This window comes from Oleidesulfovibrio vietnamensis, from assembly GCF_055388115.1.
This window is the reverse complement of sequence record NZ_AP042419.1, coordinates 3,363,006-3,387,696: the sequence shown is the minus strand read 5'-3', so window position 1 is coordinate 3,387,696 and position 24,691 is coordinate 3,363,006. Positions and strand designations below refer to the sequence as shown.

Genomic DNA, 24,691 nt, shown 5'->3' with positions numbered 1-24,691 from the left:
ACGCTATGCCTTGGCCTGCAGGCCTGCAAGCACCTTTTCCGGCAGGGCCGGCAGTCGGGTGATGCGTACGCCGCATGCGTTGTATATGGCGTTGATCACGGCTGCATGGGGGCAGGTGAGCGGCAGTTCGCCCACACCCGCTGCGCCGAAGGGCCCTTCGGGCCGGTCCGATTCGTGGTAGATCAGTTCGATTTCATCGGGCACCTGCTTGATGTAGGGGAAGCCCGCACCCTTCATGGTGGAGTGCTTTTTGATGTCTTCGAAGTCTTCAGTGAGGGCCAGACCGATGGCCTGAGCAACACCGCCGTACATCTGTCCGTCCACGGCCAGCTTGTTCACGATTTTGCCCACGTCGGCGATCATGGTCATTTTTTCCACGGTGGTCTTGCCGGTGGCCACTTCCACGGCCACTTCGGCCATGAAGATGCCGTACATGTACACGGCAAAGGGGTTGCCCTGACCGTTGGTGTCGCAGTCGGTGCAGGGGGCTGTCCATTTACCGTTGTACTTGGTGGCTATCTTTTCATCGACCATTTCCTGATAGGTGCGGTAGGTGCCGTCGCTCTTGCGCATGCCGCCGAGCAGCAGTTCACATGCCGCTTTTATGCCGCGTCCCACCACAACCTGCGAGCGGCTGCCGCCTGCGGGGCCGCCGTTGGGGCAGAATTCGGTATCGTTGAGCACCAGCTTGATGTTTTCAGGAGCGATGCCCAGCGGGCGCAGCGCCTCGTGGGCGGTGGTCAGCGCGCCGATGTCGGCACCCTGTCCGTGGTCGTGCCATGTGGTGTAGATGCTGACGGTGCCGTCGGGATGCAGTTCTGCATCGACTTCGGCGGTGTCGGGGCCGTCAAGACCGCAGCCGTATACGCCCAGCGATATACCCACACCGCGTTTTACTTCGGCGGTGCTGTTTTTGGCTGCTTTTTCCAGTGCGGCCTTGTACTTGGGCCGCGCGGTGTCAAGCATGTCGGGCAGGCTGAATACTTCGGGATTCTGGCCGGTGGGCGTGGTGGCTCCGGGGCGGTATGCGTTTTTGTAGCGCAGTTCCAGCGGATCCATGCCCAGTTTTTCGGCCAGCATGTCCATAAGCACTTCAGAGGCGAACTCACTCTGGGGCGAACCGTAGCCGCGGAATGCCGAACCCCATGCGTGGTTGGTGCAGACGGTGCGGCCTTCGCCGCGGATGTTGGGAATGTCGTAGCCGGCACCGATGAACTGTGCGCCGCGCAGGGTCAGCAGGTCGCCGAATTCGGAATAGGGACCGTGGTCCACCGACCAGTCGCTTTCCATGGCAAGCAGCTTGCCCTGCTTGTCGGCAGCAAAACGCACATTCATGAAGAAAGGCGAGCGTTTGCCGGTGTAGGTCTGCTGCTGGTACCATGTGTAGTTAAGGTATACGGGCTTGCCGGTGGCCATGCATGCCGCGCCGACCAGCGCTTCCATGGTGGGGCTGAACTTGTAGCCGAAGGTGCCGCCTGTGGGGTTCTGCACCATGATGACGTTTTCGGGTTCAATGCCCAGACCGGGAGCGATCATGTACAGGTGCAGGTGCAGGCCGATGGACTTGGAATGGATGCACAGCTTGCCGTCTTCGTTGAAGAAGGCAAAACCCACGTCGGGCTCGATGGGCATATGGGGCTGACGGCCCACATAGAAGTCGCCTTCGGCCACCACATCGGCTTTTTCAAAGTAGGATGCTGTTTCCTCGCCCTTGGCGATTTTCTGTTCAAAGTACACGTTGGGGGTGCCGGGATGAATTTCCATGGCGTCTTCGGCCATGGCTTCCGGAGCGCTCATGTAAGCGGGCAGGACTTCCAGATCCACCTTGACCTTGGCGGCAGCAGCCTTGGCGTGTTCTTCGGTGTCGGCGCATACGATGGCTATCGCGTCGCCGTACTGGTATACCTTGTCATCGCAGAGGATGGGGCGGTCCCAGCCGTCACCTTTGTTGGTGGGAAAGGTGATGAGACCGGTGATGCGGTTTTTGCCCTTGATGTCTTTGTGGGTCACAACCTTGGCGACGCCGGGCATGGTTTCCGCTTCGGAGGTGTCGATGCCGAGAATGCGTGCGTGCGAGACTTCGGCCTGCACCAGAGCGCAGCGCAGGGTGCCTTCGGGCATTTTTATGCCCAGATCGGCGCCGTAGTCCAGCGTGCCGGTAACCTTGGCAATGCCGGAAGGACGGGGGTATTTGGTGCCCCAGATGCGTCCGTCTTCGGGAATTTTGAACAGCAGCTCGTTGACTTTCATGTCGCCGCGCAGCACAGCTGCGGCATCCATCACGGCGTCCACCAGCGGCTTGTATCCGGTGCAGCGGCAGGCGTTGCGATGTTTCTGGAACCAGTCGCGTACATCCTCGCGGGTGGGCGAGGTGTTCTGATCAAGCAGAGCCTTGGCGGAAACGATGAATCCCGGCGAGCAGAAACCGCACTGTGCGGCGCCGTGGGCCAGCCATGCCACCTGCAGGGGGTGCAGGTGGTCGGGAGTGCCTATGCCTTCCAGCGTGGTGATGACCGCGCCGTCGGCAAGGCGGCTCATCTTGTAGCTGCACGAGCGGACAACCTTGCCGTCGACAATGACGCTGCAGCTGCCGCACTGACCGGTTCCGCAACCGATCTTGACACTGGTAAGCCCCAGGCTTTCGCGCAGGTACGTTGCAAGCGTTGTGTCCGGCTTGGCAATGGCCATCCGGGGCGCTCCGTTGATCATGAGCGAACGTTTGATCATCGCGATCCTCCTTGCGGATTGATGTGCCGGTGCCTGTTCACGCAGACCGCGGCACTGTGTATGTGTATCCAAAAGCCCGTAAGCGGGCGGTCTGGAACATGTTGCTGCTTATGCCGACTTGCCGAAGGGGCAGACCGGGTATCTGCACGGTTCGCATCCTGCGCAGAAACCGCCGTGAGCCAGCGAGGCAATGTCCTGCCTGGTTACCGGCTGCCCTGCCAGCAGACGGGGCACCACCAGATCAAAAATGCTCGCGCGGTAGTACATGACGCAGCCGGGCAGCCCCAGAACGGGCACATCGCCCAGATACGCCAGCATGAACATCACCCCCGGAAACGTGGGTGAGCCGTAGGTCACCACGTCGGCTCCGGTGGAACGTATGCTGGCAGGTGTCTGGTCGTCGGGGTCCACACTCATGCCGCCGGTCACCACCACCATGTCCGCGCCTTCTGCGACAAACGAAAGTATGGCGGCACGGGTGGCCTGCGGGTCGTCGCCCACAAAGGTCTGTCCCATGACGGATGAACCGAGCGCGGCGAATTTTTTGCGCATGACCGGTCCGAATTTGTCTTTGATGCGGCCGTGGAGAATTTCATTGCCGGTGGTCACGGCCCCCACCCTGAACTGACGCAGCGGGGCGACCTGCACCACCGGATAGTGGGCGGCGCAGATGGCTTCCACCTGTTCTATGCGTTCGCGTTCTATGACCAGCGGCACAATGCGTGTACCCGCCACAGGCCGGGCCATGGGAATGTGCTGGTTGGTGTGCATGGTGGCCAGCACCACGTCGGGCACGCTGTTTATGGCGGCCAGCGCCTGCGTGTTGATCTGCAGCAGCCCCGGTTCGGCGATGAAGTTGATGCGACCCTCGCTGCATTCCGAAAGAGATATGCCCGGTCCGGCAGCCGCTTCGGCTATGCGCCGCGCGGCTTCATCCTCATGTATGTGCGTGTCGCCCAGCGAAAGAACATAAAGATGTTCCTTGCCGATGTTCAGCAGGTGGGGAATGTCTTCTGCGGTGATGACATGGCCTTTTTTGAATGCGCGGCCTTTGAATTCTCCGGGAACGATACGGGTCAGGTCGTGGCAGAGCACGGTGCCGACAGCTTCCTGAACAGGGATGGATTTCATCATGACGAGGCGTCTCCGGTAGAGCGGCAGAGCCGTTGCTGATTTTTCATATGCCTGTGGAGGCATATTAACTGTTCTTAAAAAAGACACAAAACGTGTCTGTACATACAGCGCAGCTGCCGTGCGGCAGACGCTGCGTTGTTTGCGGTGCCACATGGCACTTCGGGGGCCGGTGCCGCACACAGCGGCTGCCGGTATATACGCAAAGAACGGGCCAGTTTTATATGGTTAGTGATATAGCATTGTTATGTATTATTGTATGCCTACACGTGGGCTGTGTCATCCGTTAATTTGTGCTAAAAAGCACAAAGTCTGCCTGCGTCGTACTGAAAAACATTGATAATCTGGCACGTTATCATGTGTGTCATTGTGACGCTGTTTTATATCGCCGTTGAGTCACTTTGTCACATCTTTCAAGTCGCCTGTGCGTATAGGTTATTCTTTGTGTCCTGCGGTTACAAATTGTAACGCTCCAGCTTGCGGTACAGGGTTTTGCGTCCTATGCCCAGCGCCTTGGATGCCTGCTGTCTGTTTCCGTTAAAAAAGGCCAGAGCGCGGGTGATATGTTCACGCTCCATGTGTTCCAGCGAAAAGATGCTGCTTTCCAGCCCGCTCTGTTCAGCCCGTTCCACAAGATCGCGCGGCAGTGAACGTTCTGAAATGATGCCGTTTTCTGAAAGAATTATACTGCGCTCCAGCACGTTGCGCAGCTCGCGCACGTTGCCGGGCCAGTCGTAGTGCTGCAGGCACTGCATGGCTTTGTCACTGACGGTCAGTTCGTTGTGGCCCATGGCATTGCCCAGTCTGCCCAGAAAATGCTCCACAAGCAGGGGGATGTCTTCTTTGCGGTCGCGCAGCGGTGCCACGCAGATGTTGAATACGTTGATGCGGTGAAAAAGGGCGTCATTGAACCGGCCTGCCTCCACTTCTTCCAGCAGGTTGCGGCTGGTGGCGAAAAGAAAGCGGATATCCACCTGCCTCTCGCTTTTCTCGCCCACGCGGCGGTATCGTTTGGCCTCCAGTACCCGCAGCAGTGCGCCCTGCACTTCCGGCGGCAGTTCGCCGATTTCGTCCAGAAACAGTGTGCCGGTGTCTGCAAAGGCAAGCAGCCCTTCGCGGTTGTCGGTGGCGCCGGTGAACGAGCCTTTGGTATGGCCGAAAAGTTCGCTGCGCATCAGTTCTTTTTGCAGGGTGGCGCAGTTTTTCACCAGAAAAGGCTTGCCGCTTCGGGTGCTGAGCGCCTGAATGGAATGGGCCACAACATCTTTGCCCACGCCGCTTTCGCCGGTGATAAGCACAGGAACGTCGGTGGGAGCGACTTTGCCGACCAGATAGCGTATCTGTTTTATTTCTGCTGAATTACCGACCATCTTTGAAGGCGGAGCGCTGCTGTGCGAGTGGCGGAAGCTGCGGTTTTCGCGCTGCAGGCATACCCGCTGGTAGGCCCGTTCGACCACCAGTTCCACCCTGTCCAGATGAAAAGGTTTGGTCACATAGTCGTAGGCGCCCAGACGCATGGCTTCCACGGCGTTGTCTATGTTGCCGTGTCCGGTGATAAGAATGAATTCAACGTCGGGATATATGCCTTTCAGCTCGACCATGAGGTCCAGCCCGTCGGCGTCGGGCAGGCGGATGTCGGAAATGACAACGTCATAACGCTGGCGGCTCAGTTTTTCACGGCCTTCGCGTCCGTTCTGGGCGGTGTGGACAATGCGGTCCTGTGTGGTCAGTTCGCGTTCGAGCAGTCGCAGTATGGATTCTTCGTCATCAATGACCAGAATGCTGTAGATGTCAGACACGTTGTTCTCCGCGGTTGCCGGGTAGCGTTACGGTGAATTGCGATCCTTTGCCTTCCGTGCTTGTGACGGTTATTTCGCCGCCGTGCTTGCGGACTATGGAATAACAGGTGGAAAGACCGATGCCGATGCCCTTGCCCACATTTTTGGTGGTGAAGAAGGGTTCGAAAAGTTTGTCTATGTTGTCCGGCGGAATACCGCAGCCCGTGTCGCTGACAATGAGTTTTGCGCCGCTTTCGCCGAAGGGGGCTGTTTCCACGGCCAGCACGCCGGAAAAGTAGCAGCGGTCTTTGTTTCCGGTTTCGCTCATGGAGTCGAGCGCATTGGTCAGCAGATTGAGCACCACCTGTTTCAGCTGGGCTTCGTCGCCGAAAATATGAGGTACGGTTTCGTCAAGGTTCAGATTGACCTTGATGTTGTGATGCTTTTTGAAGTGGTTGTGCAGCAGCCAGACTGTTTCCGAAACCACGGAGTTGAGACTGAGCTGCGAAAACTCCGCCGAGGAGGGACGGCTGAAGGTCAGAAGAGTCTGTACGATGTCCTGACAGCGCAGACATTCTTTGAGAATGGTGTCGGTGTATTCCTGAAAGTCGGTGAACAGCTGGTCATCCACCAGTCCGCGCAGCTTGGGCAGACGACGCCGGATGCCTTCGGCAAAGCCTGTCACCGCCGTAAGGGGGTTGTTTATCTCGTGTGCGACACCGGCTGCCAGCACACCCATGGTGGCCATTTTTTCGGCCTGATAGAATTTCGCCTGATATTCTTTTTCCAGTGTCACATCGCGTTTGAAAATGAGCACGCGGTGTTCGGGCAGGTACGGGCTTTTAAGCGGCGATGCCACCATCTCGAACTGCATGTTGCGTCCGTTGATGCGGAAAATGGCAGTCTCGCGGCATACCGTGTCCGTGCTGAGCGAGCGGAACGCGGGACATTCGCGGCAGGGGGTGTGGGAATGCCTGAAGTATTTGTAGCAGTACTGTCCGTGGGGGTCGCTGTCGGGGAACAGCTGCATGAATACATGGTTTACCGAGATGATGCGCAGGTCTTCGGAAAGCACCATCATCACATCGGTAATGCCGTCAAGGATGGCGGCTGTTTCGCGGCGCTGTTCCTCCAGCTCCTTGTTGCTTTCTTTCAGTTCCTCAATGCTCTGCTGGAGTTCCTGAAAAAAATTCAGCTTGCTGTGTTCAATGCCGACAAGGTCTTCTATGGTTGTTTTGCCTTTCATTACCAGGCCTCTTTGCATATCCCCATCAGGTCAGTCCAGGTGGCTTCGCGCGGGTTGGTAAGTGCGCATTCGTCCGGCACCGCCATTTTGCATATCTGCTCCAGCTGACTGTCGTCGGGCAGAATATCACGCAGTCTGGTGGTGACCTGCAGCGAACGGAACATGTGTTCCAGCTGTTCTATGCCCTCCAGTGCGCGGCCGGTTCCGGCGGGGTCGCAGCTTTGCAGCACCACGGCGGCGATGTTGTCCATTTTTTCGCGGCACACAGGCAGGTTGTACCGCATGACGTGCGGCAGCAGTACCGGATGCACCAGCCCGTGCAGCACGTCGTAGCGTCCGCCCAGCGAGTGCGCCAGCGCATGTCCTATGCCCAGCCCGGCATTGCTGAAAGACATGCCCGCCGCGGTACTGGCGATGCTCAGCTTTTCCAGTGCCGCGGGGTTGCGCGTGCGGGCTGCCGTTTCCAGATTTTCCATGATCAGCCGGATGGCATACAGCGCCTGCGTCTCCGTAAACGGAGAAGCCAGCCGCGATACATAGGATTCAACCGCGTGGGCCAGCGCGTCTATGGCCGAAGCAAGAATCAGTTCCACGGTTTTTGTGAGCAGAAGAGAAGGGTCTATGATGGAGACGTTGGGCACCAGCGAACGGCTGATGATGGACATTTTGAGCTGCCGCTCCACGTCGGTGATAATACAGTACTGTGAAATGTCAGAGCCGCTGCCCGCCGTGGTGGGGATGAAAATCATGGGCGGCAGGGGACGCATGATGCGGTTGGCGCCCTCGTAATCATGAATCCGCCCGCCGTTGCTGGCAATGGTGGCAATGCCCTTGGCGGCGTCAATGGGGCTGCCGCCGCCGAGACCGATGATGAGATCGGCGCGTTCTTCAGTGTACAGACGGGCGCCCTCGTGCACCTGCCAGTCTCGGGGGTTGGAATCCACATCGTTGTAATAGACGCATTCCAGCCGGTCTTCGGAAAGAATGTCAATGACGTGCTGCACCCAGCCCGCCTTTTCCAGCCCGGGATCACTTACCAGAAATATCCGTCTTGCTCCGAGCCGCAGCGCACACTGTGCAAGATACCGCAGGCTGGAGTTGCCGAAGATGACTTCCGGAATAGCGAACTTCGTTACCGACATGCCGCCTCCTCGGAGCGTATAAAGAAAATCAGTCTTGTTGATACCCGCTTATCTCCCGTTAGGGCAAGCCCGTGAACAAAAATTGCTTATGCTTTTCAGGACATAATAAATATCCGTCGTGCCCCTCATGTGCAGTGTCGCGGTGTCCGGCGTACCATAATCATCAACCGTCTGTAAAAGTGCAGTTACTGCCGGACGCATTATAAAGACCGTTATTTTGTGCCATGTCTCCGTACGTTCTGTTGACCTGTATGCAGCACAATATATATTCAAATGATGAGGGACCGTGCCTGCACTGCGTGGCAATAGTGCCTTTTGCGCATGCATGTTTCTGCAACAATGGGGGATTTATGAAAATAGCTGTGGAAATAACAGTGTTCGGCCATGTGATAAAAGAGGTCGTGGACTATCCCGGGCAGCCTGCTTCGCAGGCGGAAGTCATCCAGTGGCTGATGAATCAGACCGGTTACCGCTGGGCAGACTACGAAAATGCCGCAGCCGAGGACAGGCAGATATACCATCTGGATGATTCCGTGGTGCACTGACCGTGCCTCAGGGCACGCAGGCATATACGGGCCTCCGGCAGCATGCTGCCGGAGGCCTTTCACGTTCATGTCATCCTCTGCTGATGACGATGCCTGCTTCGTCTTCGCCCTGTACGGGCAATGCGCCGGCGGTGCAAAGCTGTCGTACCGTGGCGTGCAGCGCCGTGCGGCTTCCGGCGCAGCCGCCGGAAAGCGGCCCCAGCTGGTCAAAGGGAATACACATCTCGCTGCTTACGTATACCATGCCGTGCAGCCAGCGTTCCAGCGAACGGGCGCGCAGGGCAAAACGGCTGCGGGTGAAGGACCGCATGTCGGGCAGCGAGCGCAGTGCGGCAAAAACCTGCGGCGAAAATTCCACAACGCAGCGGTCCTGAGTGCTGTCCAGCAGCAGTCTGTTGATGATGCGCAGCGTGTAGTGCAGTCTGCCGTTGGAAACTTCAAGCAGGCCGCAGGCCATGCGCTGCAGACTGAGGGCTGTTTTGCGCCGCGTGGCGCGGTCGTCAGGCCTTTTCATGGCTCTGGCTATGCCGCCCGTCATCATGCCCACGCAGGTGCCTGTGCGTCTGCCGGTATGTGCCGAGCTTTCCATGCAGGCCAGCAGTACATCAAGGTCGAACTGGTCAAGGCGCTCTCCGGAATACAGCATGGTACGTGCGGAATCTGTGGATGCCAGCGGCAGCCTGCTGACCACCGGCCTTTTGCGGGCGTACACGGCCTGAAAGAGGTCCGACGCCAGCAGCGCCGACGGCGGCAGGTGCATGAACACCGCCTCGTTGTGCAGGATGGGCGTGCTGCGCTGTACGGCATGGGCCGGTCTGCGTTCCGCGGGGGCGGATTCACTTTCCAGTCGGTCGAATTCATCATAGAGCATGGTTAGTTCTCCCGGCAGTCTGTTGTGGTGGCGCAGCCCGTGCCCGGCGCAGAAACCGCCGGCGGGGATGCCGCGCCGGCGGTTCCGGGCAGTTGCGCGGTTACAGCTCGTTGGGCAGTTTTTTCAGCTGGGCATAGCTGAAAACAGGCCCGTCCTGACAGACGTATTCTGTGCCGATGTTGCATCGGCCGCATATGCCCACGCCGCACTTCATGCGTTTTTCCAGCGTGGTGATGATCTGCTCGTCGGCAAAGCCGAGTTCATGCAGCGCCTGTATGGTGAACTTGATCATGATGGGCGGTCCGCAGGTGACTGCCACGGCATTCTGCGGCGAAGGATTCATTTCTTTCAGAATGTTGGGTATGAGGCCCACTCTGTGGGGCCATTCGTCGGCGGGGTTGTCCACCGTGAGCACCGTGTGCATGTCGTCGCGTTCCAGCCATTGCGGCAGCTCATAGCTGAACGCCATGTCCGCAGGGCTGCGTGCGCCGTACAGCAGTGTTATTTTGCCGTAGTCTCCGCGGTTGTCCAGCATGTAGAGCAGCAGTGTGCGCAGCGGTGCCATGCCGATGCCGCCCCCTATGAAAACGATGTCTTTGCCCTGCATCTGCCTGTACGGAAAGGCGTTGCCCAGCGGGGCGCGCACACCTATCTGGTCGCCGGCACGCAATGAGTGCAGTTTGCCTGTCAGTTCGCCCACCTTCATCACGCTGAACTGCAGGTATTCTTTGCGGGTGGGCGGCGAATTGATGACAAAGGTTGATTCTCCCGCGCCGAAGACGGAAAGCTGTCCCACCTGCCCCGGTTCAAACTGGAAGTTGTCCATGGCGGCGGGGTCGTTCAGCCTGACGCGGAACGTTTTGATGGCGGGTGTTTCGGTGACGACTTCCTGTATGGTCGCCATGTAGGGCAGATACAGATTATCCTGCGGGCTATTCATGAGCTTGCTCCGGCGTTGCGCATTGCGCCCGCTGCATGGCACTGTGCACGATGCGGCGGATGTCCATGGTTACGGGGCAGGAGCTGATGCACCGGCCGCAGCCGACGCACGAAAGAGCCCCGTCGTGTATTCTGGGATAATAGCTGAACTTGTGTCCGATGCGGTTGCGGTAGCGGTGGGCTTTGGTCGGGCGCGGATTGTGCCCGCTGCCTTCCAGTGTGAACTGGAAAGACATGCAGTTATCCCACGTGCGCAGTCTTCTTCCTTCCAGCCCGTTGCTTTCATCCGTGATGTTAAAACAGTAGCAGGTGGGGCACAGATAGGTGCACGCCCCGCAGCTGAGGCATTTGGCCGTGACTGACTGCCAGAACTCCATATCGTCGAACAGCGCCGCCACGGGTTCCGGCGCGGCCGTGAAATCGGCCGGGGCGCAAGGCACGGCCGCGCGGGCTGCAGCGCATACGTCCGCGGCTTCCTCTTCTCTGTGAGCGGCTTCGGTAAACAGCGGGTGCCGCAGCACTGCTTCGCCGGCCTGAGTCAGCGGGCGCACGATGAAGCCGTCCTGCACAGGGGTGAACAATATGTCGCTGCCTTCGGTATCATCGGGCGCACCGCCCACGGCCGTGCAGAAACAGCTCTGTTCCGGACGGGTGCAGACGACGGAGGCCACCACGGTGGCTGCACGCCGCGCCGTGTAGTAAGGATCTTTGCCCCTGCCGGCATCGTATACGCGGTCAAACACCGTGAACGCCCGTGCGTCGCAGGGGCGCGGCCCGAAAAGCAGTACAGCCCCCTGCGGCATGACGGGCTGCACGTCCAGCGAGGTGCTTCCGTCTTCCTGCTTTGCGTAGCTGAACTCAAGCAGAGTCTCGCAGGCCGGAAGCAGTACGTTTTTGGGCGGGGTCTGTGCCTGTCTGTCCAGTTCAAGCGCCTGTGTCTGCGCGGCGGCGTCCTGCGCGCAAAGCCGGTGAAAGTGCACGCCTGTCTTGTCGCGCAGCGGTGCGTACACCGTGTGCGTGGCAGCCGTGTCCGCCAGCCATGCGGCAATGTCGCCGCGTTGTATGAACAAGGTCGTTGCCATCACCAGTCCCTTTCTTTGATGTTCTCTTCGGTTTCCTTGAAGTGGAACAGCGGCGGGGTTGCCTGCGGGTCTGTGCCCGCGCGGTAGTCGAACAGCCGGTGTATTTCTCTGTTCAGCGCCTGCTTGAGCGCCAGCACCGGAATATCCATGGGGCAGGCCCGTTCGCATTCGCCGCATTCCGTGCACCGTCCTGCAAGGTGCAGGGCGTGGATAGCCTGAAACATCAGTTTTTCACGCGGGGTGTCTTCCTGTGTCACCCAGTGCGGATTGCGGCTTTGTGCGGCGCAGTGATCCTGACACACGCACAGCGGGCAGGCACTGCGGCAGGCGTAGCAGCGCAGGCAGCGGCTCATTTCCTGTTCCCAGAAGCGGAAACGGCTTTCAAAGTCCATGGCTTCCAGCCGCTCCAGCGTTCCCTGAGGGTTTCCGGAGACGGCGGCACGTTCAGCCGTGCCGTGCGGTCCGGCAAAGTGGTCGCAGATGAGCGCTTCCGGCTCGGTACACGTCAGGCATTTGGCGGCCAGCGCTTCCGTTTCCGGCAGCGCTACGGGGCCGGTGTCCGTCTGCAGGCGCACCTGTCCGCTGCCGTGTTCCATGCTCTGCACGGGGTGTCTGTCGGCGGCACCGCGCAGACGCGGCACGTTGACCACGCCGGAGCACGCAAAACCGAAAACAGTCAGGTTGTCGCGGTCCACCAGACCTTCCTGCAGCAGTTCAATAACAGAACGGCTGTCGCAGCCTTTGACCACTATGCCCACCTTTCTGTCCCTGAGACCGGGCAGATAGGTGGCAAGATTGTGAACGCACGAGGGGCCGAGGATCATGTCGTCGAGGTCTTCCGGCTTGGTGATGAACAGCGGCGTGGCGCCCAGCGCATCCAGCCCGCGCCCCCATGCGATAACCACGTCCAGTTCGGGCAGTGCCTTTGCGATGGCGTCTTTCAGAGATTCAAGTTGCGGCATCGTGTACTCCTCGCGGTTAGATGACGGCTTTCAGAACGGCCTGTGCCTGTTCGGAAGCTTCCTGCGCAAAGGCGGGAGCAGGCCCCAGTCCGTGAATCTGGGCGGTGAATTCCCGCACCACCGTCTGCCAGCGGTTGCCCTCGGAAGCGGAGACCCATGTGTACTCGAACCGGAGCGGGTCTATGCCCAGCACCGGCAGCAGCGCCTTGAGCACTTCCATACGTCTGCGGGCGTAAAAGTTGCCCGCCGTGTAGTGACAGTCGCGCGGGTGGCAGCCTGAAACGAGCACCCCATCGGTGCCGTTCAGCAGGGCGCGCACAATGAACAGCGGGTTGATGCGGCCCGTGCAGGGCAGCCGCACGATGCGCAGGTCAGTGGGCTGGGCAAACCGTCCCACGCCTGCGGTGTCGGCACCGCCGTAGGAGCACCAGTTGCACAGAAATCCGATGATGCGCAGTTCTTTTCCTTCTAGTACCGGCATAGGGCGTTGACCTCGGCAAGTATCTGGTTGTCTGTGAAATGCTGCAGCTGAATGGCACCCTGAGGGCAGGTGACGGCGCATATGCCGCATCCCTGACACACGGTTTCCACCACGGAGGCTTTGGGCATGCCGCGGAATTCGGTCATTTCGATGGCACCGAACGGACACGTTTCCCTGCATTTGCCGCATCCTACGCATCGCAGCAGCGATACGGCGGAAACCTGCGGGTCGCTTTCCAGCTTGTCTCTGGAGAACAGGCTGAGCACTTTGCTGGCGGCGGCGCCGCCCTGTGCCACGGAAGAGGGGATATCCTTGGGGCCCTGACAGGAACCGGCCAGATACACACCTGCGGTGTTGGTTTCCACGGGCTTCAGCTTGGGATGGCCTTCCATGAAAAAGCCGTAGCTGTCGTAGGAGATGCGCAGTTTTTCAGCCAGTTCAGAGGCGCCCTTGGCCGATTCCACACCTACGGCCAGCACCACCATGTCGGCTTCGATTTCCACCTGATTGCCCAGCAGCGTGTCCGCGCCCTTCACCAGATATCTGCCGCCCCTGGGCTGGATGGCGGAAACGCGGCCGCGTATGTAGCGGGCACCGTATTCCTCCATGGCGCGGCGGGTGAACTCGTCGTACATTTTGCCCGGTGAGCGGATGTCCATGTAAAAGACATAGGACTGGGAGTCGGGGATGTGATCTTTTGTCAGAATGGCCTGTTTGGCCGTATACATGCAGCAGAACCCCGAACAGTAGGGGCGGCCGATGGACTTGTCGCGCGAACCGGCGCACTGGATGAAGACGATATTTTTCGGTTCGGCGCCGTCTGACGGCCGCTTGACGTGCCCGCCCGTGGGACCGGATGCCGAGAGCATGCGTTCATACTGCAGCGAGGTGATGACATCGGCGTAGCGTCCGCCGCCGTACTGCCCCAGTGCGGTGTGGTCGAACAGGTCATACCCCGTGGCGGCGATGATGGCTCCCACTTCTTCCGTGACAATGCTGTCCTTCTGGTCAAACTGAATGGCCCCTGCGGGGCAGACCTTGGCGCAGTTTCCGCACTTGCCTTTGGTCAGCATGATGCATGTTTCCGGTGTGATGACGGCCTTTTTGGGTATGGCCTGCGGAAAGGCTATCTTGATGGCCGTGGTGCGGCCTATGCCTTCATTGAATTTGTCATACGTTTTGCGCGCGGGGCATTTTTCTTCGCAGGCACCGCAGCCGGTGCACAGCGACCAGTCCACATAGGCGGCCTTTCTGCGTATGTTCACGCTGAAATTGCCCACGAACCCGTTCACGCTTTCCACTTCTGAAAGAGCGTACAGCGTGATGTTGGGGTGCTGGGCAATGTCCACCATTTTGGGACCGAGGATGCAGCTGGAACAGTCCACGGTGGGGAATGTCTTGTCCAGTTTGGCCATTTTGCCGCCGATGGTGGGCTCGCGCTCCACCAGCACCACCTCAAGCCCGCCTTCGGCGCAGTCCAGTGCGGCCTGAATACCGGCCACGCCGCCGCCGATGACCATGACGCGTTTGTTTATGTCAAATTTGCGGGGATGCAGCGGGGTGTTGCGGCGCAGTTTTTCTACCGCGATGCGTACAAGGTCCATGGCCTTGGACGTGTTGGCTTCCATGTCTTTGCCGATCCATGAAACATGCTCGCGGATGTTTGCCATTTCGAACATGTAGCGGTTCAGCCCAGCCCGTTCCAGCGTGCGGCGGAAAGTGGCTTCGTGCATGCGCGGCGTGCATGACGCCACCACCACGCCGTCCAGCCCGTGTTCGCGGATGGCGGATATGATGCCCTCCTGCCCCGGTTCGGAACAGGCGTACATTGTATCGGTGGCAAAGCGGACTTCGGGATACAAGCGCGCGGCCTCGGCCACTTTTTCCGTATCCACGGTGCCGGCAATGTTGCTGCCGCAGTGGCAGACGAAAACACCTATGTTCATGCTCCGGCCTCCCGTGGTTGCGCCGGTGCGGTGTCCGGCCCCGCGGCGGGGGTTATGCAGGCAAGGGCGCCTGCCGGGCTGACGCACAGCTTGTCTAGCCCCATTTCCGCCGCGGTGTATCCGGTGGCAAGGCCCACCAGCTGCGTGTAATAAAAGACAGGCATATGAAACTGCGTGCCGTTGTCTCTGTTTATCTGCTGCTGGCGCATGTCCAGATTCATCTGGCACATGGGACAGGCCGTCGCCATGGCATGCGCGCCGGCTTCGACCGCGGCATCAAGCAGCCGGCATGAAAGCGAGGTGACAATGTCGCGGCGTGTCAGCGCCAGCGAGGCGCCGCAGCAGTCCACTTTCATGGCATAGGGCACCACCGTGGCTCCCAGTGCCGCCAGCAGTCCGTCCAGCGCCACGGGGTTTTCATGATCGTCAAACGCCATGACATCCGGAGGGCGCGACATGAGACAGCCGTAATACGGAGCCACCTTCATGCCGGTGAGCGGCCGGGTGACATGTTCCTGAACCCGCTGCGGGCCGAAATCTTCGGCAATGACCTGCAGCACTGATTTGACGGGCAGCGTGCTTTGCACGGGGTAATCCAGCAGGGCTTCAATGCCTGCCCTGTAAGCGGGCCGCTGCAGGCGGTGCTGGGTGGTCTTGAGATTTTTCAGACAGCTGGGGCACGGGGTGATGATGCCGCGCACATCAGGCATCTGTTCGGCCAGCATCAGGTTGCGCGCCACCAGCGCTCCGGCCAGTGTGTGGTCTGTGGCATGGGCCGGAGTGGAGCCGCAGCAGTTCCAGTCGGGTATTTCCATCAGTGTTATGCCCAGCCTGCTGCACAGGGCGCGGGTGGATGCTTCATATTCCGCCGAGGTGCCCATGGCGGAGCAGCCCGGATAGTAGGCGTAGGTGAATGTGCTCATGCCGAACGCTCTCTGTAACGTCTGAAAATTTGTCTTATGGCTTCCTTGTCGGTCACCGGATGCGGCCGAAGGGGAAGTTTGCCCTTGCCCAGCGCCGCCGGAGCAAGATCTGCGTCGGTCCAGAACCGGCCAGTTTTACGCACATATGCGGCCATGAGGCCCACCTCGTACACGCGTCCGTGTTTTTCGACGGACTCGAGAAAGGCGTCCCAGAAATCACGTATGTTTTTTTCGGCCACATGATTTTCACGGCGGGCCATATGACGCAGCACATCCATGACGCGTGCCACGTCGATATCATTGGGGCAGCGAGTGGTGCATGTTTCGCATGAGGCGCAAAGCCATATGGAATCGGCCCCCAGTGCGGCCTCGCGCTGACCTGCCTGCACAAGGCGCATGACCTGCGTCACCGGCGTGCTGCTGGCGCGTGCCACAGGGCACCCCGCCGTGCAGTTGCCGCACTGGTAGCACAGTGCCATGTTCTGCTCGCTCTGCTGCTGCACGCTTTGTGTGAACGCGGCATCGCAACGACGGATGGTACGGTCGTCTCGCATGGGTATATTTCTCCGGAAAGATTACCGCCGGGGCCAAGGATGACCCCGGCGGCGGGTTCTGCGGATATGCAGGGCAGCGGGAGAAAAAGGGGTTTTCCCCCGCTGTAAGCAGGCGTTACAGAGCAGCCTTGTAGATGGCCATCACGTCGGCATCGGTGGGGCAGCGGGGGTTGGTAAGACCGCAGGCGTCCTTCTGGGCGTTGGCGGTCATGGTCGGAATATCAGATTCCTTCACATCCTTGCCGTAGCGCTTGCCCAGCTCGATAAGGCCGGAGGGGATACCCACGTCGGCGGAAAGCTGGCGGATGGCGTCGAGGCACTTTTCGGCTGCGGCGCGGGGGCTCAGGCCTTCGGTGTTTTCGCCCATCCAGCGGGCCATTTCGGCAAAGCGCTCAACCTTGGCTATCAGGTTGAATTTTTCCACGTGGGGCAGCAGGATGGCGTTGCATTCGCCGTGCGGCAGGTCGTAGAAACCGCCCAGCTGGTGCGCCATGGCATGCACATGCCCCAGGCTTGCGTTGTTGAACGCCATACCGGCAAGGTACTGGGCGTAGCACATGCCTTCGCGGGCTACCACGTCCTGTCCGTTGGCCACTGCGGCACGCAGGTGCTGGAAGATAAGCTTGATGGCTTTTTCGGCGCAGGCGTCGGTCATGGGGGTGGCAATGGTGGAAACATAGGCTTCCACGGCGTGGGTCAGGGCGTCCATGCCGGTGGCTGCGGTCAGTGCGGGGGGCATGCCCATCATCAGCAGCGGGTCGTCAAGGGCGATGGTGGGAGTAACACGCCAGTCGACGATGGCCATTTTGACCTTGCGGGAGGTGTCGGTGATGATGCAGAAGCGGGTCATTTCAGAGGCGGTGCCCGCCGTGGTGTTCACGGCAACGTAGGGGGGCATGGGCTTGGTGGACTTGTCCACGCCTTCGAAATCATGAATTTTGCCGCCGTTGGCGACCACAAGGCCGATACCCTTGCCGCAGTCGTGGGAGCTGCCGCCGCCCAGAGTGATCAGCGAGTCGCACTTGTTTTTCTTGTACACGTCCACGCCGGCATGCACGTTTTCATCGGTGGGGTTGGGAATGGTTTCATCGTAGACAACGCAGTCCATTTTGTTGTCTTTCAGCAGCTTGACGATTTTTTCGGTCAGGCCGACCTTGGTGATACCTTTGTCAGTTACGAGCAGAGGCTTCTTGCCGCCCAGAGCCTTGATCTTGGCCGGGATTTCCTTGTGGCTACCGATGCCCATCAGGGTGACGCTGGGAATAAAAAAGCCGTAAACTTCTTCACGTACTGCCATAACTTTATCCATCCTTACCGTTTGTGTGTTGGTGGCAAAACTGTGGACTTTGCCGTGAGCATTAGTGTTGCTCTCCCATAGGCAAGGAACGGGCCAAAGCTATATAGTGCATTAAAACATGCAGTTATGTATTTTATACCTGTTATACCTCTGGGCCGGTCCGGACGTGAAAAAAGTGCCGGTTGTGTCCATTTGACCCCCGGACAGCACAGAAGGCCGATATAACGCCGCTGCGGACGTGTGTTTCATTCTGATACATGTGTTCCCGCTGTTTGAGTCAAATAGTCACCCCGGCCGGAGGCTGTGCGGACGGTATCAGGCCGTGCCGCGGTGACGGCCCTTGGAAAGCTGCTGCGCCGGTGGTAAGCAGCCGGAACGGTACACGCGCATGTTGTGCGGCGGACACGGTTGCTGAAGGAGGAAATAACGCATGGAACACAGTACCCCGCAGCTGAAGATGAAGCTGTGGATTGAAAAAGACGGTAAAAACGCCTTCGGCATGGGCAGTGCCGCGCTGCTGCGCGGAGTGAATCAGACGGGGTCGCTGGCGGGTGCCGCCAAGGCTCTGGGCATGTCGTACCGCGCCGCATGGGGCCGCATACGCAAGATTGAAGAACGGCTGGGCACCGATGTGCTGGTGAAGCGCGGCGGCAATAAATCGGGGTATGAGCTTTCGGCGGACGGCAGGGCCTATCTGGAAGCCTATGAGCAGCTTGCGCGTTCTCTGGAAGAAGAAGCGCAACGGCGTTTCGGCGAGTTGTTCGGCGGGCTGCCGGCCTGCCGCCGCGGGGGAACGGCGGAACGCTGACATTGGGGCTGCTGCTGTGCCGTGGCTGACGGAATGCTGCGGCATGCAGGTGTCATATTGCCGGTAACAGGTATATATGCGGGCCGGAGCACAATGCTCCGGCCCGCAGGTCTTCCGCCTGACAGATGCCGGACGGAGGATGCGATGCGTTTTCACAGGCTGACCGGCGCTGTCCGCAGCGAGGCACCGCAGGCGGCGCTGCGGGCGACCGGTGCCGCGGCGTGCCGCCGCGGGGCGGGCATGTTGCGGCCAAGCCACTGCTCATCCGGTATGCCCGCATTGACGGCGATGACGGTGTCGCCCAGCATGGCTGCTTCTTCCAGATCGTGCGTCACGTGCACGATGGGTATGTCCAGCTCATTTTTCAATTCCAGCATGGTCTGCCGCAGGCTGCGGCGGGTATCCACATCCAGCGCGGAAAAAGGCTCGTCCAGCAGCAGCATGCGCGGACGGCGTGCCAGAGCCTGACACAGGGCCACGCGCTGTTTTTCGCCGCCGGAAACGGCAGAGGGGCGCTGGGCTGCCAGATGGGCTATGCCCATGCGTGCCAGCAGTTCACGGGCCTGTTTTTTGTCTCCGGTGGCAAACGATACATTGCCCAGTACATCAAGGTGCGGAAACAGGGGATAGTCCTGAAACACAAATCCCAGATGTCTGCAGCGCACCGGCAGAAAAGTGCCCGCGGCTGTGTCGCACCACACCGTGCCGTTCAGCTTCACATGGCCTTCATCGGGTTGTTCCAGTCCTGCAAGGCAGCGTATGAATGTGGTCTTGCCCGCACCTGACGGCCCCACAACGGCTGTAAGGTGACCGCAGGGGCATGTCATGGCAACGTCCAGCGTGAAGTGGGGCAGCGTTTTGCAGATGCGGGCGTCCAGAGTCATTGCAGGCTCCTGTTCATTCTGTTTACGGCCAGCAGCACGATGAAGCTGGCGGGTACCAGCGCCAGACACAGCAGAAAGGCATCGTCATAGCGCAGCGCTTCCACGGCTTCGTATATGGCGATGGATGCCACTTTTGTGGTGCCCGGCATGCTGCCGCCCACCATCAGGATGACGCCGAATTCACCCAGACTGTGGGCGAACACCAGCACGGAAGAGGCGGCAAGCCCCGGCAGGCTGTTGGGCAGAATGACCCTGCGGAATGTGGCAAGCGGCGAAAGCCCCAGTACGGCGGAACATTCCAGCAGTCTTCTGTCCATTTTTTCAAAGGTGGCCCGCAGCGGCTGCACCGCAAAAGGCATGTTGTATACCACGGATGCCAGCAGAATGGCGGGAAAGCTGAAAATCAGCCGTTCGTTGAAAACCGCCTGCCACGCCTGCCCCATGAATCCGTTGGGGCCCATGACCACAAGCAGCCAGAAACCCAGCACCGTGGGGGGCAGAACCATGGGCAGGGCCACAAAGGCCTCGGCCAGACTTTTACCGGCAAACCGGCGGAAGGCGAACAGCCACGCCAGCGGCAGCGCTGCCACGGGAATGAACAGCGTGGTGAAGAATGCCAGCTTGACCGAAAGGTACAGCGGGTCTGCTATGGCGGGTACCGCTTCCAGCATGCTATTCGTATCCGTATTTTGCCTTGATTTCAGCGACCAGAGGCGAATTGAGGAATTCGACAAATCTGGCGGCAGCCTGCGGATTCGGAGCGCTTTTCAGGATGCACGCGGCCTGAATGACGGACGGTGCCTGCGGCACGGCAAAGGTTGTGCCGGTGCGGCCCTGTTCCGTCAGAGTAGACGACAGCGCGCAGAATCCGGCATCGGCCGCGCCGGAGGAAGCAAACTGGAAAACCTGTGCGATGGATTGTGCATAGGCAAGACGGGGACTGACGGTTTCAAACAGCCCTGCCTTGTTCAGCGCTGCCACGGCAGCCGCGCCGTAGGGGGCGGATTCGGGGTTGGCCACGGCGATGCGCTGTATGGTATCGCGCTGCAGGCACTGCTGCCAGTCGGCGGCGGTCACGCCCGGCTGCGGCAGCCAGAGCACCACCTTGCCGCGCGCATAGACAAAAGGTGCTTCCGATTTGCCTTCGGCGGCCAGCTTGGCCGGTCGTGCCTCGTCTGCGGCCAGAAAAACGTCAAACGGTGCTCCGTTGGAAATCTGGGCGTACAGTTTGCCTGTGGAGGAATATACGGCGTGCCCTTTGATGCCTGTGGCGGCTTCGAAGGCGGGCAGAATTTCTTCCATGGCGGGCATGAAGTTGGCGGCCTGCGCCACCAGCAGGTCCTGCGCGCCGGCGGGGGCTGCCAGCAGACACAGGGTCAGGCAGAGGGGCAGGCAGAGCGGGGCCAGCAGGCGTGCCGGCAGAGCGTACAGACGTGACAGCATGGGATGAATCCTCCTTGATGCGTGTGCAGAAGTGCGAGTATGTATTTACTGCATGTACGCACTTACGAAGTTGTGTATCGTCTGCCAACGCGGTCACGAATGCCCTGAAAATCGTGACAAAACCAGTTTACGGGAGCAGCCATGACGACAACCGGCACAACAGTACGGTCCGGCCGTCCGGCGGGCGGCAGAATAGCGCCGCATGCACTTTTTGTGGTGCCGGAGGGGGTCAAGCTGCTGGATGCGGAGCAGCTTTTGCGGCTGGAACAGGCGTTCAGCCGCTGGCGTGCCGCGGCCGCAACCCCGCATGCCGAAATTTCGCGCGGGCGCATGTGGCTGCTTTTTCAGCTGTTGCGCCATACGGGAGCGCGCCTCGGCGAGGTGCAGGCGCTTGATGTCCGCACCGACGTCTGTCTGCAGACGGGAAGCGCGCGCTTCGGGCACAACGGCAGAATGCGGGAGGTGCCGCTGCCCCGTGCCTTGTGCCGAGAAATCGACCGGCTGCTGAACGGTGTTTCGGGCGGCGGGTTCGGGGAGTATCCTTTCGGCGTTGACCAGGGGTATGTGCGCCGCGTTTTTTATGCCCGCGCAGAGGAGTGCGGCGTGCCCAGAGACATGGCCACGCCGCGTGTGCTGCGCAATACCCGCGCCGTGGAACTGCTGCGCAGCGGTGTGCCGCTGGCCGTGGTGCGCGAAGTGCTGGGGCAGGCATCCGCTGATCTGGCTGCGGTGCTGCAGAACTATTCATCGGGTGACATGCGTGCCATCGTGCGGCGTCTGGCCATGGATGCGGGAGAACGCAGCAGTGCGCGAAACAGCTTCAGAGGGCATGTGAGCACCATCAGAACAGATGCGATCATGGCCGAGGTCAGTCTGTGCACGGTGGGAGGGCATACCGTTTCGGCGCTTATCACCATGGAGAGTCTGCGCGCGTTGGAGCTGGAACCGGACAGCCCTGTGGGGGCAACGGTAAAGGCGCCCTATGTCGATGTGCGTCTGTGCGCACCCGGCAGCGCAGATGGGGATACGGGCGGCAGCGGGCGGCCCAACTGCATGACGGCCGCCGTCACGCAGGTCCGCAGCTCCGGTGTGATGGCCGAAGTCATGGGAGCCTGCGCCGACGGCACCCAGCTGTGCGCGCTGCTTTCCGTTTCTGATGCCGAACGCATGGGGCTGGTATCTTCGGAAGCAGGCGCGGGGCAGGATGTGGCAGCACCCGGCGTAAAGGGTATGACCGCGGAATTTTTTTTTAAACCGCTCTCCGTGGTGCTGCATACCGTGTAAGAAACGGCTGTTGTCCGGTCATGACGGGCGGCGCAGCGGACAGCTTTCTGCCGGACCGCTGCACGGGGTCGTGCCGTCGCATGCGGCGACCATGCGCTGTGCATGTGTATAGATGTTCATTCTGCCGCTGCGCAGAAAACCCACCAGCGTGATGCCCGAGGCTTCCGCAAGTTCCGTCCCCATGCTGGTCACGGCGGACAGCCCTGCCACCACCCGGGCCTTGAGAGCCAGCGATTTCTGTACCATCTCGAAGCTGAGCCTTGACGAGAGCAGCACCAGATGCACGTCTGCCGCCGTGCCCTGCATCAGGGCCTGTCCGGCTGCTTTGTCCAGTGCGTTGTGCCTGCCCGTGTCTTCGGCAAAGGCCAGTATGGTCAGCTGCCCGTCATACAGCGCGCAGAAATGAGTGCCGCCGGTCCGGCTGAACAGCGCCTGATAGCCTTCCGCCTCGCGCAGCAGGGCATTGAGTGTTTCCGGTGCCACCCGGAAAGCCTCTTTGTTGTCTGCCGGGCCGGAGGAAGGCACGGGGGGCAGAGTCCGGACAAGTTCCTGCGCACTGACGGCGTTACGGTTGCCGCAGCAGGAAAAACCCATACGCACGCCTCTGCCGCGCATCATTTCCTGCACGCGCCGCGGGCCGCCCTGAATTTCCAGCAGCATCCGCATCGTGCCGTCCGCGGCGGTGCACCGGTGCATGCTGTACGGTTCGCCCTGCTGCAGCAGTCCTTCCGTATGGCAATACCCCAGTGCCAGCGCCTCGTCGTCGCCGGGGGTGCGCATGAGAGCGGCCCACGGCACGCCGTTGACCACTATCTCCATGGGGGCTTCGATGATTATCTCATCGTCGGAAAAACGCCTCAGACCCTGATTCAGTCTGGTGATGCGCCTGCTTCTGGTATGCATATTAACGGGTTCCGTTGCTGCGGGGCAGGTTATTCGTCGTCAAATGTGTTCCAGAATGACGGGGCCAGCGGCATCAGTCCTTCACGGGCGGCCACAAGATCAAGATGCAGCATACCCAGTGCCATGGCATCCATCTGGGGATTTTCCGTGGTTTCGCGCAGATCGACTCCCGGGCAGTAGGTGTTGCATTTGCGGCACAGGTCTATGCGTTCCCACGGGGTCTGCGGGTCGCGCAGGTATTCCAGCGCTCCGGGGTCTTCGTTGCCGCACGAAGGACAGGCTCCGCGTCTGAACAGCCATTCGTGCGTGCACAGGGAACAGTGCAGATGCTTTTTGCCGCCGCCGCTGCGCAGAAATTCCGACTGGTCAGGGTCTGGCCTTCCCAGATACGCGATGGAAGGAAATGAGCCGCAGACAGGGCATGTTCCTTCACGCCACGCGGCAAAATCAGCGTCGTGCAGGTGGTGCTGCGTCATGGCGTGCAGTACCGGACCGGCAACCGCGTTTGCGGCAAAAGCAAAGACCGCTTCGGGTACGTCGTGCTGCCGGGCGGCGCGTGTGAGGGCACCGGCGTCGCCGTGCACGATGGCGGACATGAGGCCGGCCAGAGCGGTATCATCCTGATCGAAGGCTTTTTCCAGCCCTGCGCGCGAGCCGGCCAGCGACTGGTGCGCGGTTATGACGGGCAGCAGGTGCCGTGCTGCAACGCGCATGAGCGGCGCGGCCCACTGTGTCGGGGCGTCTGCCATGACGGGCACGCCCTGTGCCAGCCTTTCAGACCGGGCCTGCGGCAGGGTGGCTGTGCCGTTGCGCAGTTCATCCGCCAGAGCGTCCGGCAGGGCTGCGCTGGCGGTAAGCAGCGGTTCGAATGCGCTGAGTATGGAGTGCAGCGCCGGACGGCGTGAGGCAATGGCGTTCAGAGTGGCACTGACTGATTCGCGTGATTGTGGCATTCGTGCTCCGGTAAAGCCGGAAGGCCGGGTAAGCGGCCTTCCGGGCTGTTGTTCGGTCCTAGCTGTTTTCCGTCATGGCCCGCACGGGACGCCGCAGCGAGGCAAACAGCCGCTTGCGGCTGACGGGCTCGGCCTGAGCCACGCTGTATTCGTGGTACCGTTCGGGGTCGTCTGCCAGCAGAAAGATGACATTCACGTCATCGGGGTCTGCCAGCATGGCGCGGGGGTGTTCCTTGCGGACTTTTTCAAGCCGGGTTCTGGCCAGCTTGAGCATCTCTTCGCGCTCTCCGAAGTTCATGGTGCCCGTGGGGCACACCTTGACGCAGGCAGGCTGCATGCCGGCCTTGATGCGGTCAAAGCACATGACGCATTTTTTGACCTGTCCTGTCTGCTCGTCGCGGCGGGGAATGTCATAGGGACATGCGTCGCGCACGGCCTGAAAGTCTTCGGCCGAAAGCAGGCTGGATTTTTCGGTGGTCAGCACCGCGCCGGTTTCTTCATCGTGCACCAGTGCGCCGTCCACAATCATGTTGGCGATGTCCACGCACGGCGGGTTGACGCAGTGCCTGCACTGGTCGGGAAAGAAGTACCAGACCACGCGGTCGTCTATCATGTGTTCATGAAAACGGACCAGTTTGAAGTTGTTGGGGTTGAGGTCCGGCGGATTCTGGTGGCTGCCTGTCTGGCGCGTTTTGTTGGCGGGCAGCTCGTACCATTCCTTGCAGGCAAGCTGGCAGCCGCGGCACGCCGTGCAGCGGGTGGTGTCTATGAATATGGCTTTTGACATGTCAT

Annotated in this window: 23 protein-coding genes; 3 read left to right on the top strand and 20 right to left on the bottom strand. The window is 60.3% G+C overall.

From position 1 onward, the window contains the following. Window positions 1-3: 3 nt before the first annotated feature. The 5 genes from ACZ5D1_RS15175 to ACZ5D1_RS15155 all read right to left on the bottom strand — a co-directional run bounded on the left by ACZ5D1_RS15175 (window position 4) and on the right by ACZ5D1_RS15155 (window position 8,024). Window positions 4-2,727, bottom strand: coding sequence for a molybdopterin-dependent aldehyde oxidoreductase (locus ACZ5D1_RS15175; RefSeq protein ID WP_464555368.1), 2,724 nt, complete (start codon window positions 2,725-2,727; stop codon window positions 4-6). A 108-nt stretch (window positions 2,728-2,835) separates the two neighbouring features. Beyond that, window positions 2,836-3,861, bottom strand: a complete 1,026-nt coding sequence (locus ACZ5D1_RS15170) for a molybdopterin-binding protein (protein WP_011369227.1) — start codon at window positions 3,859-3,861, stop codon at window positions 2,836-2,838. 452 nt (window positions 3,862-4,313) lie between these two features. Continuing rightward, window positions 4,314-5,657: a sigma-54-dependent transcriptional regulator gene (locus ACZ5D1_RS15165; RefSeq protein ID WP_011369226.1), complete on the bottom strand. Its 1,344-nt coding sequence runs from the start codon at window positions 5,655-5,657 to the stop codon at window positions 4,314-4,316. Then, entirely contained in the window at window positions 5,650-6,882 is a 1,233-nt protein-coding gene (locus tag ACZ5D1_RS15160) for an ATP-binding protein (protein ID WP_011369225.1), read from the bottom strand. The genes ACZ5D1_RS15165 and ACZ5D1_RS15160 overlap by 8 nt, the downstream gene beginning before the upstream one ends. Then, window positions 6,882-8,024, bottom strand: coding sequence for an iron-containing alcohol dehydrogenase (locus ACZ5D1_RS15155; RefSeq protein ID WP_464555366.1), 1,143 nt, complete (start codon window positions 8,022-8,024; stop codon window positions 6,882-6,884). Before ACZ5D1_RS15155 ends, ACZ5D1_RS15160 begins: the two co-directional genes overlap by 1 nt. A 350-nt stretch (window positions 8,025-8,374) precedes the next feature. Between ACZ5D1_RS15155 and ACZ5D1_RS15150 the strand changes: the two genes are divergently transcribed. Beyond that, window positions 8,375-8,569 carry a hypothetical protein gene (locus tag ACZ5D1_RS15150; protein ID WP_011369223.1) on the top strand — a complete coding sequence of 65 codons (195 nt, stop codon included), beginning with the start codon at window positions 8,375-8,377 and terminating at the stop codon, window positions 8,567-8,569. Between the two features lie 70 nt (window positions 8,570-8,639). Here the strand turns inward: ACZ5D1_RS15150 and ACZ5D1_RS15145 are convergent, their stop codons facing one another. From ACZ5D1_RS15145 to ACZ5D1_RS15105, 9 genes are all read right to left on the bottom strand, one after another. Then, window positions 8,640-9,440 (bottom strand): hypothetical protein, encoded by an 801-nt coding sequence (locus tag ACZ5D1_RS15145; protein ID WP_011369222.1) that lies wholly within the window; start codon window positions 9,438-9,440, stop codon window positions 8,640-8,642. A gap of 100 nt (window positions 9,441-9,540) precedes the next feature. Beyond that, window positions 9,541-10,380 (bottom strand): FAD/NAD(P)-binding protein, encoded by an 840-nt coding sequence (locus ACZ5D1_RS15140; protein ID WP_011369221.1) that lies wholly within the window; start codon window positions 10,378-10,380, stop codon window positions 9,541-9,543. Further along, window positions 10,373-11,461, bottom strand: a complete 1,089-nt coding sequence (locus ACZ5D1_RS15135) for a 4Fe-4S dicluster domain-containing protein (protein WP_464555364.1) — start codon at window positions 11,459-11,461, stop codon at window positions 10,373-10,375. The genes ACZ5D1_RS15140 and ACZ5D1_RS15135 overlap by 8 nt, the downstream gene beginning before the upstream one ends. Then, window positions 11,461-12,423: a 4Fe-4S dicluster domain-containing protein gene (locus ACZ5D1_RS15130; RefSeq protein WP_464555362.1), complete on the bottom strand. Its 963-nt coding sequence runs from the start codon at window positions 12,421-12,423 to the stop codon at window positions 11,461-11,463. The genes ACZ5D1_RS15135 and ACZ5D1_RS15130 overlap by 1 nt, the downstream gene beginning before the upstream one ends. Before the next feature lie 16 nt (window positions 12,424-12,439). Then, the gene (locus ACZ5D1_RS15125; protein WP_011369218.1) at window positions 12,440-12,904 is read right to left on the bottom strand and encodes a hydrogenase iron-sulfur subunit; all 465 of its coding nucleotides are present in this window, start codon (window positions 12,902-12,904) and stop codon (window positions 12,440-12,442) included. After that, on the bottom strand, window positions 12,892-14,850 hold the full coding sequence (locus tag ACZ5D1_RS15120; protein ID WP_464555361.1) for a 4Fe-4S binding protein: 1,959 nt from the start codon (window positions 14,848-14,850) through the stop codon (window positions 12,892-12,894). Before ACZ5D1_RS15120 ends, ACZ5D1_RS15125 begins: the two co-directional genes overlap by 13 nt. After that, window positions 14,847-15,773 (bottom strand): CoB--CoM heterodisulfide reductase iron-sulfur subunit B family protein, encoded by a 927-nt coding sequence (locus ACZ5D1_RS15115; RefSeq protein WP_464555359.1) that lies wholly within the window; start codon window positions 15,771-15,773, stop codon window positions 14,847-14,849. The genes ACZ5D1_RS15120 and ACZ5D1_RS15115 overlap by 4 nt, the downstream gene beginning before the upstream one ends. After that, window positions 15,770-16,327 (bottom strand): 4Fe-4S dicluster domain-containing protein, encoded by a 558-nt coding sequence (locus ACZ5D1_RS15110; protein ID WP_011369215.1) that lies wholly within the window; start codon window positions 16,325-16,327, stop codon window positions 15,770-15,772. Before ACZ5D1_RS15110 ends, ACZ5D1_RS15115 begins: the two co-directional genes overlap by 4 nt. Window positions 16,328-16,442: 115 nt before the next feature. Further along, window positions 16,443-17,624, bottom strand: coding sequence for an iron-containing alcohol dehydrogenase (locus ACZ5D1_RS15105; RefSeq protein ID WP_027182165.1), 1,182 nt, complete (start codon window positions 17,622-17,624; stop codon window positions 16,443-16,445). A 430-nt stretch (window positions 17,625-18,054) separates the two neighbouring features. On the opposite strand from ACZ5D1_RS15105, the gene ACZ5D1_RS15100 reads away from it, so the two are divergent. Next, entirely contained in the window at window positions 18,055-18,432 is a 378-nt protein-coding gene (locus ACZ5D1_RS15100; protein ID WP_011369213.1) for a winged helix-turn-helix domain-containing protein, read from the top strand. Window positions 18,433-18,584: 152 nt separating this feature from the next. Here ACZ5D1_RS15100 and ACZ5D1_RS15095 read toward each other — a convergent pair whose 3' ends face one another. The 3 genes from ACZ5D1_RS15095 to modA are packed head-to-tail and all read right to left on the bottom strand — an operon-like array spanning window position 18,585 to window position 20,759. After that, window positions 18,585-19,316: an ATP-binding cassette domain-containing protein gene (locus tag ACZ5D1_RS15095; RefSeq protein WP_464555356.1), complete on the bottom strand. Its 732-nt coding sequence runs from the start codon at window positions 19,314-19,316 to the stop codon at window positions 18,585-18,587. Beyond that, window positions 19,313-19,987: a molybdate ABC transporter permease subunit gene (gene modB / locus ACZ5D1_RS15090; RefSeq protein WP_011369211.1), complete on the bottom strand. Its 675-nt coding sequence runs from the start codon at window positions 19,985-19,987 to the stop codon at window positions 19,313-19,315. Before modB ends, ACZ5D1_RS15095 begins: the two co-directional genes overlap by 4 nt. Before the next feature lies 1 nt (window position 19,988). Next, window positions 19,989-20,759, bottom strand: a complete 771-nt coding sequence (gene modA, locus ACZ5D1_RS15085) for a molybdate ABC transporter substrate-binding protein (RefSeq protein ID WP_011369210.1) — start codon at window positions 20,757-20,759, stop codon at window positions 19,989-19,991. Window positions 20,760-20,900: 141 nt separating this feature from the next. Here modA and ACZ5D1_RS15080 point away from each other — a divergent pair, with 141 nt between their 5' ends. Further along, window positions 20,901-22,043 (top strand): TOBE domain-containing protein, encoded by a 1,143-nt coding sequence (locus ACZ5D1_RS15080; protein WP_455697027.1) that lies wholly within the window; start codon window positions 20,901-20,903, stop codon window positions 22,041-22,043. 18 nt (window positions 22,044-22,061) lie between these two features. On the opposite strand, the gene fdhD is transcribed toward ACZ5D1_RS15080, so the two are convergent. Genes fdhD through ACZ5D1_RS15065 form a run of 3 tightly spaced genes read right to left on the bottom strand, consistent with a single transcriptional unit; the run spans window position 22,062 to window position 24,686 of the window. Beyond that, window positions 22,062-22,946, bottom strand: a complete 885-nt coding sequence (gene fdhD, locus ACZ5D1_RS15075; protein ID WP_464555352.1) for a formate dehydrogenase accessory sulfurtransferase FdhD — start codon at window positions 22,944-22,946, stop codon at window positions 22,062-22,064. A 29-nt stretch (window positions 22,947-22,975) separates the two neighbouring features. Further along, window positions 22,976-23,899: a formate dehydrogenase accessory protein FdhE gene (locus tag ACZ5D1_RS15070; RefSeq protein ID WP_464555350.1), complete on the bottom strand. Its 924-nt coding sequence runs from the start codon at window positions 23,897-23,899 to the stop codon at window positions 22,976-22,978. 58 nt (window positions 23,900-23,957) lie between these two features. Beyond that, window positions 23,958-24,686: a 4Fe-4S dicluster domain-containing protein gene (locus ACZ5D1_RS15065; RefSeq protein WP_011369206.1), complete on the bottom strand. Its 729-nt coding sequence runs from the start codon at window positions 24,684-24,686 to the stop codon at window positions 23,958-23,960. Window positions 24,687-24,691 lie beyond the last annotated feature (5 nt).

Coding starts and splice junctions, on each gene's coding strand:
- ACZ5D1_RS15155 (WP_464555366.1), bottom strand. CDS start 8,024: ATGTCGGTAACGAAGTTCGCTATTCCGGAAGTCATCTTCGGCAACTCC.
- ACZ5D1_RS15175 (WP_464555368.1), bottom strand. CDS start 2,727: ATGATCAAACGTTCGCTCATGATCAACGGAGCGCCCCGGATGGCCATT.
- ACZ5D1_RS15115 (WP_464555359.1), bottom strand. CDS start 15,773: ATGAGCACATTCACCTACGCCTACTATCCGGGCTGCTCCGCCATGGGC.
- ACZ5D1_RS15100 (WP_011369213.1), top strand. CDS start 18,055: ATGGAACACAGTACCCCGCAGCTGAAGATGAAGCTGTGGATTGAAAAA.
- ACZ5D1_RS15125 (WP_011369218.1), bottom strand. CDS start 12,904: ATGCCGGTACTAGAAGGAAAAGAACTGCGCATCATCGGATTTCTGTGC.
- ACZ5D1_RS15140 (WP_011369221.1), bottom strand. CDS start 10,380: ATGAATAGCCCGCAGGATAATCTGTATCTGCCCTACATGGCGACCATA.
- modB (WP_011369211.1), bottom strand. CDS start 19,987: ATGCTGGAAGCGGTACCCGCCATAGCAGACCCGCTGTACCTTTCGGTC.
- fdhD (WP_464555352.1), bottom strand. CDS start 22,946: ATGCATACCAGAAGCAGGCGCATCACCAGACTGAATCAGGGTCTGAGG.
- ACZ5D1_RS15160 (WP_011369225.1), bottom strand. CDS start 6,882: ATGAAAGGCAAAACAACCATAGAAGACCTTGTCGGCATTGAACACAGC.
- ACZ5D1_RS15070 (WP_464555350.1), bottom strand. CDS start 23,899: ATGCCACAATCACGCGAATCAGTCAGTGCCACTCTGAACGCCATTGCC.
- ACZ5D1_RS15105 (WP_027182165.1), bottom strand. CDS start 17,624: ATGGCAGTACGTGAAGAAGTTTACGGCTTTTTTATTCCCAGCGTCACC.
- ACZ5D1_RS15120 (WP_464555361.1), bottom strand. CDS start 14,850: ATGAACATAGGTGTTTTCGTCTGCCACTGCGGCAGCAACATTGCCGGC.
- ACZ5D1_RS15110 (WP_011369215.1), bottom strand. CDS start 16,327: ATGCGAGACGACCGTACCATCCGTCGTTGCGATGCCGCGTTCACACAA.
- ACZ5D1_RS15145 (WP_011369222.1), bottom strand. CDS start 9,440: ATGCTCTATGATGAATTCGACCGACTGGAAAGTGAATCCGCCCCCGCG.
- ACZ5D1_RS15150 (WP_011369223.1), top strand. CDS start 8,375: ATGAAAATAGCTGTGGAAATAACAGTGTTCGGCCATGTGATAAAAGAG.
- ACZ5D1_RS15135 (WP_464555364.1), bottom strand. CDS start 11,461: ATGGCAACGACCTTGTTCATACAACGCGGCGACATTGCCGCATGGCTG.
- modA (WP_011369210.1), bottom strand. CDS start 20,759: ATGCTGTCACGTCTGTACGCTCTGCCGGCACGCCTGCTGGCCCCGCTC.
- ACZ5D1_RS15095 (WP_464555356.1), bottom strand. CDS start 19,316: ATGACTCTGGACGCCCGCATCTGCAAAACGCTGCCCCACTTCACGCTG.
- ACZ5D1_RS15130 (WP_464555362.1), bottom strand. CDS start 12,423: ATGCCGCAACTTGAATCTCTGAAAGACGCCATCGCAAAGGCACTGCCC.
- ACZ5D1_RS15170 (WP_011369227.1), bottom strand. CDS start 3,861: ATGATGAAATCCATCCCTGTTCAGGAAGCTGTCGGCACCGTGCTCTGC.
- ACZ5D1_RS15065 (WP_011369206.1), bottom strand. CDS start 24,686: ATGTCAAAAGCCATATTCATAGACACCACCCGCTGCACGGCGTGCCGC.
- ACZ5D1_RS15080 (WP_455697027.1), top strand. CDS start 20,901: ATGACGACAACCGGCACAACAGTACGGTCCGGCCGTCCGGCGGGCGGC.